This window comes from Nitrosarchaeum sp. AC2 (genome assembly GCF_013407385.1).
In the GTDB taxonomy this organism is placed as follows: Archaea; Thermoproteota; Nitrososphaeria; order Nitrososphaerales; family Nitrosopumilaceae; genus Nitrosarchaeum; species Nitrosarchaeum koreense.
This window is the reverse complement of record NZ_CP030847.1, coordinates 703,181-715,891: the sequence shown is the minus strand read 5'-3', so window position 1 is coordinate 715,891 and position 12,711 is coordinate 703,181. Positions and strand designations below refer to the sequence as shown.

General features: G+C 33.4%; 13 protein-coding genes. 8 read left to right on the top strand and 5 right to left on the bottom strand.

What is annotated here, in order from left to right:
- Window positions 1-170: 170 nt before the first annotated feature.
- Window positions 171-356, bottom strand: coding sequence for a hypothetical protein (locus DSQ20_RS04155; protein WP_007550647.1), 186 nt, complete (start codon window positions 354-356; stop codon window positions 171-173).
- Between the two features lie 143 nt (window positions 357-499).
- On the opposite strand from DSQ20_RS04155, the gene DSQ20_RS04150 reads away from it, so the two are divergent.
- The 7 genes from DSQ20_RS04150 to pyrG all read left to right on the top strand — a co-directional run bounded on the left by DSQ20_RS04150 (window position 500) and on the right by pyrG (window position 8,371).
- Window positions 500-1,849 carry an anthranilate synthase component I family protein gene (locus tag DSQ20_RS04150; RefSeq protein ID WP_179366141.1) on the top strand — a complete coding sequence of 450 codons (1,350 nt, stop codon included), beginning with the start codon at window positions 500-502 and terminating at the stop codon, window positions 1,847-1,849.
- A complete protein-coding gene (locus tag DSQ20_RS04145; RefSeq protein WP_179366140.1) occupies window positions 1,846-2,439 on the top strand; it encodes an aminodeoxychorismate/anthranilate synthase component II in 594 nt (197 codons plus the stop codon). Before DSQ20_RS04150 ends, DSQ20_RS04145 begins: the two co-directional genes overlap by 4 nt.
- Window positions 2,436-3,482, top strand: coding sequence for an anthranilate phosphoribosyltransferase (trpD, locus tag DSQ20_RS04140; protein WP_179366139.1), 1,047 nt, complete (start codon window positions 2,436-2,438; stop codon window positions 3,480-3,482). The genes DSQ20_RS04145 and trpD overlap by 4 nt, the downstream gene beginning before the upstream one ends.
- Entirely contained in the window at window positions 3,475-4,251 is a 777-nt protein-coding gene (locus DSQ20_RS04135) for an indole-3-glycerol-phosphate synthase (RefSeq protein ID WP_179366138.1), read from the top strand. The genes trpD and DSQ20_RS04135 overlap by 8 nt, the downstream gene beginning before the upstream one ends.
- Window positions 4,248-5,438 (top strand): tryptophan synthase subunit beta, encoded by a 1,191-nt coding sequence (gene trpB, locus DSQ20_RS04130; protein ID WP_179366137.1) that lies wholly within the window; start codon window positions 4,248-4,250, stop codon window positions 5,436-5,438. Before DSQ20_RS04135 ends, trpB begins: the two co-directional genes overlap by 4 nt.
- On the top strand, window positions 5,425-6,228 hold the full coding sequence (trpA, locus tag DSQ20_RS04125) for a tryptophan synthase subunit alpha (protein ID WP_179366136.1): 804 nt from the start codon (window positions 5,425-5,427) through the stop codon (window positions 6,226-6,228). Before trpB ends, trpA begins: the two co-directional genes overlap by 14 nt.
- Before the next feature lie 541 nt (window positions 6,229-6,769).
- Window positions 6,770-8,371, top strand: a complete 1,602-nt coding sequence (gene pyrG, locus DSQ20_RS04120) for a glutamine hydrolyzing CTP synthase (protein ID WP_179366135.1) — start codon at window positions 6,770-6,772, stop codon at window positions 8,369-8,371.
- An 8-nt stretch (window positions 8,372-8,379) separates the two neighbouring features.
- On the opposite strand, the gene DSQ20_RS04115 is transcribed toward pyrG, so the two are convergent.
- Together DSQ20_RS04115 and DSQ20_RS04110 are read right to left on the bottom strand one after the other, a co-directional pair.
- Window positions 8,380-9,381 (bottom strand): winged helix-turn-helix transcriptional regulator, encoded by a 1,002-nt coding sequence (locus DSQ20_RS04115; RefSeq protein ID WP_179366134.1) that lies wholly within the window; start codon window positions 9,379-9,381, stop codon window positions 8,380-8,382.
- A 39-nt stretch (window positions 9,382-9,420) separates the two neighbouring features.
- Window positions 9,421-10,290: a PfkB family carbohydrate kinase gene (locus DSQ20_RS04110; RefSeq protein WP_179366133.1), complete on the bottom strand. Its 870-nt coding sequence runs from the start codon at window positions 10,288-10,290 to the stop codon at window positions 9,421-9,423.
- A 384-nt stretch (window positions 10,291-10,674) separates the two neighbouring features.
- Here DSQ20_RS04110 and DSQ20_RS04105 point away from each other — a divergent pair, with 384 nt between their 5' ends.
- The gene (locus tag DSQ20_RS04105) at window positions 10,675-10,962 is read left to right on the top strand and encodes a 30S ribosomal protein S26e (protein WP_048110421.1); all 288 of its coding nucleotides are present in this window, start codon (window positions 10,675-10,677) and stop codon (window positions 10,960-10,962) included.
- Between the two features lie 200 nt (window positions 10,963-11,162).
- On the opposite strand, the gene DSQ20_RS04100 is transcribed toward DSQ20_RS04105, so the two are convergent.
- Window positions 11,163-11,744: a CDP-alcohol phosphatidyltransferase family protein gene (locus DSQ20_RS04100; protein WP_179366132.1), complete on the bottom strand. Its 582-nt coding sequence runs from the start codon at window positions 11,742-11,744 to the stop codon at window positions 11,163-11,165.
- An 84-nt stretch (window positions 11,745-11,828) separates the two neighbouring features.
- Window positions 11,829-12,710, bottom strand: coding sequence for an agmatinase (speB, locus tag DSQ20_RS04095; RefSeq protein WP_007550663.1), 882 nt, complete (start codon window positions 12,708-12,710; stop codon window positions 11,829-11,831).
- Window position 12,711: the final 1 nt, after the last annotated feature.

The window sequence follows — 12,711 nt, the reverse complement described above, 5'->3', positions numbered from 1 at the left end:
AGATCAGTAAAATAATTTTTAGATAGTTAAAACTAGAAAAGACCGATTAGTGCTAGCCCCATTACAATCAACAGGACACCGCCAAGAATCGTCATAATACCAGTTCTAGACATAAACTATCCTAATCAAACCAGTATATGAAATTCTAGTTCATTTAATTTTATTCAGAACTATTGTAATGAATAATGCAATTCACAAAACAATGCCATTCCATTTGATAATGTTTTGGCAGAAATACTACAACCATCACGTAATCCTCTACCACAAATATAACATTCAACTTCAGTCACACTTGTTTGCACTAGAGAATTTTTTTTAAAATAAAGATCCTGCATCATAGATTTTGCACTTGGCATATCGAATTAGAACATAATATTTCATCATATAAAGGTACCGTACTATACCGTAATTATACGAAATTTTGATGCCTATCTTGTAAAAATAAACCAAAAAACAACTAATCAATTTAAATAATAAACGAGTAAAATTTCGTCTATGGGTGGACATCTTTGGAAAATCCCAACCAAAAGTAATACCTCTAGAGCTAACTGAAAACCAATTTCAAATATATAATAAAATATCAAGAAATTATTCTCATTCATTTCTCTTTGAATCATTAACAGGTCCTGAAGTATTGGCAGAAACGTCAGTCATGGGATTTGATCCTAAAATAATTCTCAAAGGATACTCAGACAAAGTCGAAATAATAAAAGATAATAAAACAGATACGATTCAAACAGATAATCCATTTGAAGAGTTAAAAAAACTATTAGGAAAATCAGAGGATCAAAGTTATAGATATTTGGGAGGTGCAGTCGGGGTTGTAAATTATGACGCAATAAGACTAGTAGAAAATATCCCAGACACACATGATTCGCCACAACCATTAATGGAGTTTGGAATTTATGATGATGGGATATTATACGACAACATACACAAAAAATTATTTTATTTTTATAATGATGAAAATAGATTTGAACAATTTAAAATGAGTGAAGATTCATTTGGTGATTTTAAAGCAACAGAAATAACACCAAACATGAATCAAGAAAAGTTCTCAAATATTGTAAACAAGGCAAAACAGTACATACATGACGGAGACATATTTCAGGTAGTACTATCTAGGAAATTTGCATTTGATACACAAGGAGACAATTTAACATTATACAAAACACTACGAAGATTAAACCCATCACCTTACATGTATCATTTAAAACAAGACAATAAAACAATCATTGGTGCATCTCCAGAGATGCTTGTAAGAATAACTAATGACAAAGTAGAAACATTTCCAATTGCAGGAACTAGAAAGATTACAGATAATGAGGAAAAAAATAATCAATTAGCAGACGAATTACTCCATGATGAAAAAGAATTGGCGGAACACACAATGCTAGTAGATTTAGGAAGAAATGATATTGGAAGAGTTTGCAAATACGGAACTGTTCATACTGAAGAATTAATGGAGATTAAACGATTCAGCCATGTTCAACACATAGTAACACATGTTGTTGGTAATTTAGCGCCTAAAAACGACATGTTTGATGCGTTTAAGGCAGTTTTTCCCGCAGGAACAGTCTCAGGCGCGCCAAAAGTCAGAGCAATGGAAATAATTGACGAATTGGAGACTGAAGCGAGAGGCCCTTATGCAGGTGCAGTGGGATATTTTTCTTATAACGGATGCTGTGATTTTGCAATCGCAATTAGAAGTATATTCATAGAAGGAAACAAAGGATTTGTTCAATCAGGAGCAGGGATTGTATCAGACTCTATTGCAGAAAATGAATTCAAAGAAACAGAGCATAAAGCTGGAGCGATGCTTCAAGCATTAAAAGAGGCAACAAAATGAAATTTCTAATCATAGACAATTACGACTCGTTTGTGTACAATATTGCGCAGTATTTGGGGGAATTAGGAGTGGATTGCGATGTTATTAGAAACGACAAGATAACATTAGAGAAAATAAAACAAAATAATTATGACGCTGTAATAATATCACCAGGTCCAGGAACACCTACTGATAGAAAATATTTTGGCATATGTAGCGATGTAATAAAAGACATTGGGTCAACCACTCCAATACTTGGAGTATGCTTGGGACATCAAGGCATCATTCATGCGTTTGGCGGCAAAGTTACAAATGCGGGATGTGTCAGACATGGAAAGACCAGTCCAGTAGATCATACAAACTCAGATCTGTTCAAAGATGTCAAGAATCCATTTAGGGCAACAAGATATCATTCACTTGTAGGGGACAAGACAATAATTCCAGATGTGCTAGAAGTTACAGCTGTTGCTGCAGATGATGGAGAAGTGATGGCAGTAAGGCATAAAGAGTATCTCATAGAAGGAGTACAATTTCATCCAGAATCAATTATGACAGAGGATGGGAAAAAAATTCTGGCAAATTTCATAAAACAGGTAAAGGATAGAAAATGATATCAAATTTAATTTCAAAACTACAACAAAAGACTAATCTTACATATGACGAGATCAATGGGGCAATGGTGGATGTGCTTTCTGGAAAAACAAATGAACAAGAAAATTTGGATTTTATATCCGGTTTAACTGAAAAAGGAGAAACAGATGATGAGTTATTTGGAATGCTAGATAAAATGCAAGAGTTTTCCCTCAAAGTTGAGCCTAAAAATCAGGGAACAGTAATAGACATGTGCGGAACAGGTGGAGACAAACTCCAAACATTCAATGTATCAACTACAGCATCATTTGTAGTTGCAGCCGCGGGAGGGATTGTAGCTAAACATGGAAATAGATCAAGTTCAGGAATTTCAGGAAGTGCCGATATTTTTGAATATTTTGGATATGATTTGAATCAAGAACCTACTCAAATTGCAAATGTTTTAGAAAAACATAACATTTGTTTTATGTTTGCACAAAAGTTTCATCCTGCAATGAAACATGTTGCAGCTGCAAGAAAGAAGTTAGGAAAGAGAACAGCTTTTAATCTTTTAGGACCATTGTCAAATCCTGCTGGTGTAAAGAACCAACTTATCGGAGTATCCTCAACAGAATATCTTGAGAGATTACCATTAATTCTAAAAAGAAAAGGAGCTAAAAACATAATGACAGTTCGTTCAGATGATGGAATGGATGAATTTTCAACTAGTGCAACTAACAGAGTATGTATTTTAAAAAACGACAAAGTATTAATGAATGCAATAGATCCAGAAGTCGTAGGATTACACAAATCAAAATTAAAAGATATTCAAATTCAAACAAAAAAAGATGCAATAGAATCATTTGTAGGAGTCCTAAACAACACGGCAAACCAAGCAATGATTGAAACTACAGTACTTAATGCTGCAGGAGGATTGATTGTTGCAAATATCTCAAAGAATTTTGAAGAAGGAGTAGAATTGGCATCAAATATGATAAAAGAAGGAAAGGCATTAAAATTACTAGAAAGATTTGTTGCCGATACAGGAAACATTTCAAAATTAAAGGAGATAACAAATGGTTGAAAATATACTGAGAAAATTAGTAAATAATTCTCAGGCGGCAATTGATGATGGAGTATATGATGTAAACATTAAATTACAAAAATCAAATAAGGATTTTTTACAAATAATAAAAACAAACATCCATGCAACTCTTCTTACAGAAGTAAAGTTTTCATCCCCATCATTAGGCAAAATTAGAACGTTATCAGACCCATCAAATATAGCACATCAAATGATTGCAGGTGGTGCCAAAGCATTATCAGTGTTAACTCAGCCTCACTTGTTTAATGGTTCTCCGGAATATTTCATGCAGGTACGACAATCAGTTGATGTCCCGTTACTAATGAAAGACATCATGATTGACACTGTACAAATTGATGCTGCTGAAAAAATAGGAGCCGATTACATGTTAGTTATTCAATCATTGTTTGACCAAGGATTTCTCAAAGACATTGATGAATTCATTAAATATGGTCACAGTAAAGGGTTGAAAATATTGCTAGAGGTTCATACAAAACAAGAGTTTGAAAATGCACTCAATACAAAAGCAGATTTGATTGGAATTAACAACAGAAACCTTGACACATTAGAAATTGATCTTAAAACTACTCAAAAAGTACTTGAAGGGTATAAAAAAACAAGACCGATACTTGCTGAGAGTGGGATTGAAACTGTGGAAGATATCCAATATTTAAAAAAGTGTGGCGCTGATGCATTTCTAGTAGGGTCAAGCATAATGAAAAGTGATAATATTGAAGAACATGTCAGAAAATTGGTGAATGCATATTGAAATATCCTAAAGATGGAAAATTTGGAGAGTTTGGTGGCAAATACATTCCAGAAACGCTTGTTCCTGCAATTGAAGAATTAGAAGAAAACTATCTTAAATTCAAAGAAAACAAAGAGTTCAAAAAAGAATTAGATTACTATCTAAAACAATATGCTGGAAGACCAACTCCATTGTATTATGCAAAAAATTTGACAGAAAAATGCGGCGGTGCTAAAATTTATCTAAAAAGAGAAGACCTACTACATGGAGGAGCTCATAAAATAAACAACACATTAGGTCAGGCATTACTTGCAAAAAAGATGAATAAAAAAAGAATCATTGCAGAAACAGGAGCAGGTCAACATGGAGTAGCAACAGCTATGGCATGCGCAGTGTTAGGAATGAAATCCGAAGTATACATGGGTTACAAAGACACTATACGACAAAAGCTAAATGTTTACAGAATGAATATGCTAGGCTCTAAAGTTCATCCAGTAAAATCAGGCTCTAAAACACTCAAAGATGCAATCAATGAAGCAATCAGAGATTGGATTACAAATGTGGAAGATACATATTATTTACTAGGTTCTGCAGTAGGTCCGCATCCATATCCTGTGATGGTAAGAGATTTTCAAAGCGTGATTGGAGAAGAAATCAAAATCCAAATGAAAAAATTATCAAATAAAACACCAGATATTGTAATTGCTTGTGTTGGTGGGGGGTCAAATGCAATTGGAACATTTTATCCGTTGGTTGATACAAATACTGAAATCATTGGAGTAGAAGCCGCAGGTAAGGGATTAAAATCAAAATACCATTCTGCAACATTATCTGCAGGTAGTAAGGGTGTACTTCACGGAATGATGACTTATCTATTACAAGATGATGAAGGACAAGTTACAGAGACACATAGCATTTCAGCAGGACTAGATTATCCCGGAGTGGGCCCAGAACATGCATATCTTAAAGATACAAATCGTGTAAAGTACCGTTCTGCAACAGATGCTGAAGTCATAGATGCATTTTTGATGCTAACAAGAACAGAAGGGATCATTCCAGCTTTAGAGTCATCTCATGCAATAGCTGAAGCAATGAAAGTTGCAAGAAAGAGTAAAAGATCAGAATCAATAGTAGTTACACTTTCAGGAAGAGGTGACAAAGATGTAGAAGAAGTCCAAAGGTATTTGAGTAAAAATGACAAGAATTAATGAAAAATTTGCAGAACTTTCTGCTAAAAATGAAAAAGCATTGATCACATACATAATGGTAGGATATCCAAATGAAAGTGCAACCATATCAATAGTAAGAGGGCTAATCAAAGGAGGAGCAGACATAATAGAATTAGGATTTCCATTTTCAGATCCTCTTGCAGATGGACCAGTAATTCAAAATGCAAGTACCGTATCTTTAAACAATGGAACAAAGATCACGAGTTTTTTTAAAATTGTTAAAAAGATTAGAAATGAAACAGATATCCCACTAGTCTTAATGACATATACCAACATTTTGTATCATAAAGGATATGCAAGTTTCATTGCCGAGGCTAAAAAAGCAGGCATTGATGGATTTATTCTTCCAGACATGTCAATTGAAGAATCAAAAGAATACATTGAATCAGCTAAAAATATGGCGGATACTATATTTCTGATATCTCCAAATACTACAAAATCAAGAATAGAAAAAATTGTAAAGATATCTTCAGGATTTTTATATTTGGTTGCAGTTTATGGCACCACAGGAATAAAGACAGGAATCCAAAATTATACGCTAAAGGCAATCAAAGAAGTAAAAAAAATTGCCAAGGGGAAAATTCCAATAGGAGTAGGATTTGGGGTTTCAACACCAGAGGATGTAAAAAAATACATTACAGCAGGAGCTGATGCAGTAATTGTAGGTAGTGCATTTTTGAAACTAATTGAAAAAACCCCAAAAAACAGTCTTGAAAAAAGCATCGCGTCATTTACCAAGAGTCTCAAAAAACAAACCATTCTCAAATAATATTATAAAGTATTAAATGACAATTAAGAAATTAATTAACCTCGATTTAGAGACGAACCTTACCACATTTTCTACAAGAAATTGTTCCATTTGAAACATACTCGTGATTACAAGTGTCAGTCTCTACCATCATATTTTGACTCTAAAAAATCTCAATATTATTGAATAATGATGAAAACGTTGAGTAGAAATACAAAATCATTTTACATAATTCTAACAAAATTTAATGTTAAAATTAAAAACACATACTAGTTTAAATATACAATCAAGAAAAAATTTACTAATTTTTCGTTAAAGAATAGTGGTCTGTTATTTTTGAAGGGAATTAGGGGGAACTTTATTTTAGGCAAAGACCACTAACTAGATGTTCTCATTTAACTAAAGACTTTATCAAATAAAAAATACCCGGTAAAAATCCCAAACACTCGTTAAAAAAATTAAAGAATTTCGTACGAATGTAAGAGTGAGTCAAAGTATTAGATCGCTTAGAATACGAGTTGTTTAGCAAAACATACAAAAACAGGAGAATTGTTTTCTTAATGTGCAGACGAAGTTAATTTTTGTAACAGGAGGAGTAATGTCCGGTCTTGGAAAAGGTGTTACAACGTCATCAATTGCAAAATTATTACAATTAGCAGATCAAAAAGTATCATGTATCAAAATAGATCCATATCTAAATTATGATGCAGGTACCATGAATCCAGTTGCTCATGGCGAGGTCTTTGTTACAGAAGACGGAGGTGAATGCGATATGGATATAGGAAACTATGAGAGATTCCTAAATCAAAATATTCCAAAAAGCCACAACATTACAACAGCTCAAGTATACTCTACAGTCATTGAAGCAGAAAGGAGAGGAGAATATCTAGGAGCATGTGTTCAAATTATTCCACACATTACAGATGAGATAAAAAATAGAATTAGAAAAATTGCAGAAGAAGAAAATCTCGACTTTTTAATTGTCGAATGTGGAGGAACTGTAGGAGATATAGAGTCACTTCCATTTTTAGAGGCATTAAGACAAATAAGAGTAGAAGAAGGGCCACATAATGTAATTTTTGTACATGTGACACTTGCACCATCACTTGATGTGGTAGGTGAACAAAAGACAAAACCCACACAACACAGTGCACAGGAATTAAGAAGGATAGGAATTCAGCCGGACTTTTTAGCTGTAAGATGTAGTACTCCTTTAGAAGAAAAGACAAAGAAAAAAATTGCATTATTTACAAATGTTACTGCAAATGATGTTTTATCATGTCATGATGTAAAATCAATTTTTCAAGTACCGCAGATACTATATGATCAAGGAATTATGGATTCATTATTTACAAAGTTTGGAAAAGTTGGAATGGTAAATGCATCAACAAATTGGGATAAATGGAATGCAATTGCAGATTCAATGACAAATCATGAAGACAAAAAAGTAAAAATTGCCATGGTTGGAAAATATGTTACACTTGCAGATAGTTATGTTAGTGTAAATCATGCACTAAAACATGCTGGCGCAAAATTAGGAAATTCAGTTGAAATTGACTGGATTGATTCTGAAACAATTACAGACTACAATATTTTGTCAAAATATGACGGCATATTGGTACCAGGGGGATTTGGAACAAGAGGATCTGAAGGAATAATAAAAACTGCAAACTATGCAAGAGAGAAAAATATACCGTACCTTGGCATATGTTTTGGATTTCAGCTAGCAGCAATTGCATTTGGAAGAAATGTTTTGAAATTAGAAGATGCAAACTCTACAGAGATAAAACCAGATACTAAAAATCCTATTGTAGATCTACTTCCAGAACAAAAAAACATTTTAGACATGGGAGGATCATTGCGACTTGGTGCCAACGATGTTAAAATAAAACCAAATACAATATCACATAAAATCTACAATGCAGATACAATTAGCAAAAGACACAGACATCGATATGAAATCAATAAAGAATACATCCCAGAACTTGAGAAAAATGGAATGATATTTTCAGCAGATAGCGATGGAGGAAAGAGAATGGAGATGTTAGAAATTCCAAAACATAAATTCTATCTTGGCGTTCAGTTTCATCCAGAATTTAACAGTAGACCAGGATATCCAGAGCCAGCATTTGAGGCATTTGTAAGAGCAGCATCACAGAAATAGAATTCCAATTATTCTATTTTTGATATCTCATAGATTTTTTGTCTGGCATCTCTAATCGAGACTTTCTTTTTCACATATCCTTTTTTTAATAAATGACTAAGTGCCAATCTAACGGTTCTGCTTGGCAGTAATGTCTTATTTGCAAGATCTTTTTGAGTTAGAGCACCTTCATACTCTAATGTTTTTAGCAATAATTTAGAACTAGGAGGCATACTGAGTAACTCTTCAGCAAGATGAACTTTCTTTGCAAGTGCAGATATTGCAGTAGAGTCTTTTTTTAGACGAATAATTTTGGCAGGGGGCAAATATTGGGTACACTCTACGGTGCTATTTACTTTGTATCTATCAAGACCGTCAAGAACAACCTCACAGTGAAGTCTAGCTGAGATATCGCTGATTTGGATAGAGCTTTTGTTTGATACTATGATAGGTCTTCGTGTAATATCTAAAGAGTTGACAGAAATTATTTCAAATACATCAGAATCATGAAACAGCATAGGACCTCCGGCAGACATTGAATATGCAGATGAACCAATTGGAGTAGAGATTATTATTCCATCACTATTATCGTGCCAAACTTCTTCATCGTTTACACGTAGTGTGTGTTCCATTAGCATTGCACTTTTTGACGAAAATACTGCAACATCATTTAAGACAGGATAGACATTTTTTCCATCAATTTTCACCCCAAGTCGTGGTACTTCCTCAACTGTGTAATTTTGTTTTTTTAATATTCTTACATAAGACGAAAACTCTCTAAGATCAATTTGAGCCAAAAACCCACTGGATTCACCTTCACTTATTCCAAGTACTGGAGATATAGAATCAAAGTGTCTATGGAAATAATTTCTAACACCCTTGTCTCCTCCAAGCACCAAAACACAGTCAGCTGGTTTTGCTTTTGATTTTGAAGTAACTATAAAGGATTCAATATCTTCATTGTCTAGAATTTTTTTAATTGTTTTTGCTGCAGAGTCAGTTGTACCAGAAGCATAGATACCTATTTGCACAGTGAAATGAAACTAGGAGTTCAATAAAAGGATAAAGTACTAAATTGTTCTATACTTTACCAAATTGTAAAAATATGAAGCATTAGTCTCAATTGTATGTTTTTGGGGTATTTTCAGTAGACCAACCTGTTTTGAGTCCAGTGCGGCCTGTGCTGAGCCACCTGCAAAACACAAAGCCCAGAGAAAGTCTTTTTCTTTTAACATGGTGCAACAAAATGTTGCACAAAAAATATCGCCAATGCCAGTGGTGTCATAAACTTCCTTATTTGGCAAAGTAATAGAATAAATTTTATCTTTTACCAATAATGATACTTCAGTTTTGTTTGTAAAAAGAACATGTTCAACACCTTTTCTCTGCAATGCAATCATCATCTCATCATTTGTTCCAGTTACGATTTTTTGAGATTCTTCAGGATTGACCTTGATTGCATTGACCCCAGTTAGATCAAGATCAGTGTTTTCTAAAATGACATTTTTGTTTGAATCAACTCTACGTAAAAATCCTTGTGGATCAACTAGAGTAAAATTAGAATCTTTTTTAATTTTAGAAAATGTTTCAGATGAAATTTCATGAAAGATTGGTGTAATTAATGAACCATCGGCATTGATGATATCATATTCAATTGGCTCACATTCATTTAGTAGTTGTAAAGTTCTATCAGAACCGGTTATATTTATTGCAAATCTAGTAGTGAGTTTTTCAGAAAACCCATTATCAAATTTAATTTTATTTTGAGTTAGGTATTGTTGTGGAAAATCTTTACCAAATTTTGTAAACAGTGATACGTCAAATTTGAGTTCCCTTGCAGTTAAACCAGCATAACAAGCTGCACCTCCAATTTGTTCATGAGTTTCACCTTCAAGTGTAATGGAATCAATTGCACAGTGTGAAAATAATGCCAGTTTCATAAATTAAATTCAAATAGTAATGATTTAGTTTTTTGCATTGTTTTTATTAAAACATTCTTGACAAAGTAAGTTTCCTTTCATTATAACCAACTCCATATTTGATCTAAAGCAAACATGACATAGGCCACGCATAATATTTCAACAATACTTGTTCTAGCATTAAAACATGATCGGATTTCAAAGGACAGTACAAAGAGGATAAGGACCTAGAGACATGTATCTATCGATCAAATAATTTGGAATTTCATTCTTTAGACATATTTTGTGTAATACCAAGCAATTGTATCATCATGAGATATTGGATAGAGAGTGTAAGAAATTACATTTTAGATGTGGGATATTCAAGGTACACAAGAATATAAGGAGGGGAAATCGATAATTTTCATGCCACTTAAACGTGCAAGTCGAGGTCGTACCAAAGGAGGCAAAGGATCCTCAGGAACAGTACAGTGTACAAACTGTGGTTGTACAGTTCCGAAAGATAAAGCAAAGAAAGTCACTGGCAGAATCAATCTAGTCGAACATACTTTGGCAAAAGAACTACGAGCCCAAGGAGCGTACATTGCATCACCAACAGTTTTGAAATGGTATTGCATCTCTTGTGCAATTCACTTTAAGATTTTAAAAATTAGATCTGAAGATAGCAGAAGACAGCGTGGAAAACTACGTTAGAAGTTTTCTTTAAAATATAATTGGATCATTAATTAAATTATTTTCGGATGAAAATTTTGCCCTTCTCAGATCGTGAAACAGTGAATCATTTTGTACTACAATCAATGCTCTAGTATTCTTCATTGTTGGGCAATATACTAATTCATTCAATATAAAAAAATGTTAGTTATGTTGAGATATTGATATTATTCGATTAGCATCTATTCTGTTTTTTCTTTAATATTTTTAGCAGTAGTTATCATTCTTTGAACAAGTGTGATTCCTGCAATTACAACAACAATCATCATTGCAGGCTCCATATAGCCAATTATTCCAATTATTGCAATAACTAGCAAACGTTCTGCTCTCTCACCAATACCAATTCCTTGCATATTGATGTTAAGTGCATCAGATTTTGCTCTAGCATAACTTACCAGTAACGATAATGTTATTGCAAGCATTACTAGATATGGTTCGGCATACCCACCAATCAATAATCCCAAAAATATTGCAACTTCAGCAATCTTGTCAAACATTGAATCAAGATATGATCCTTTCTTTGAAGTTTTTCCAGTAATCCTTGCAACTTGCCCATCCACCATATCAAAAAATCCAGATACAAGTAGCAAAACACCGCCAATAATCAATCCAAATTCAATTCCCATCCCATATACTACGGCAGATGCAAGTGCAAACAATAAACCAACAACTGTCCAAAAGTTGGGCGAAAATCCAGTAGATGCAAACGCTTTTCCAATCTTTTCAAGTATTGGCTGTAGTGTTCCTCTTAGATTATTTAGCATTGTAAATTTCCCAATTGTATTTTCAACATATTGATTTTATTTTTGTGAATTTTAAATTTCAAAACTATCACATCAAAAAATAAGTTATTTGTAATTTAATCGAGATAGATTCATAGCAATTAATGTAGACATTATCTTTGCAGCAATTGAGGCAGTAGCACCGTTATCATATTGTGGGTTTAATTCAACGATGTCAACACCTGTTACATTCTTGTTTTCAAGTGAATAAATCAAATCAAATAATTCTCGAGAAGTCATACCTGCAGCTTCGGGGTTTCCCACACCAGGAGCATATGCAGGATCTAACACATCAAGATCAAAACTAGTATACATAGAATCAAAAGAAGATGTAAAATCTTTTAGTAATTTAGGACCATTTCCTTCTCTTACTTGTTTGTCAGAAATTGTTTTAATATTATGTTCTTTTAGAAATTCAAGTTCCTCTTTTACAAAAGCACGGGCACCTACATGTAATATGTTATCTGCACCTCTTTGCTCTACAATTCGTCTAAGATATGCAGCATGACTTAGCTTGGTATTTGCAAATTCATCACGTAAATCGTAATGAGCATCAAACACGACATAACCAGTTTCTTTTGGAAAACTCATGTATGTGCCAAATGTAAGTGAGTGCTCTCCACCCAAAATAAACAATTGTCTTTTCTTTTCAACTAGTTCTTTTGTGATCTTACCAATCATGTCAATCATCTCACTTGCAACAACAGTATGAGTGGTATTTCCAAGATCTTCAATGTTTACAGATTCTAAATCAATACCTAATTGTGGATGAAATATCTCAATATTGTTAAAAGCATCACGAATTACATCGGGTCCAAATCTGCATCCAGGCTTGTATGAATGAGTTGAATCAAACGGAATTCCAAATACGGTAGCCACAGGCTCAGAATCACTAGATGACGCAGTGATCATTGGATTTCTATTCATGTATAAATCAAGAAAACTCATT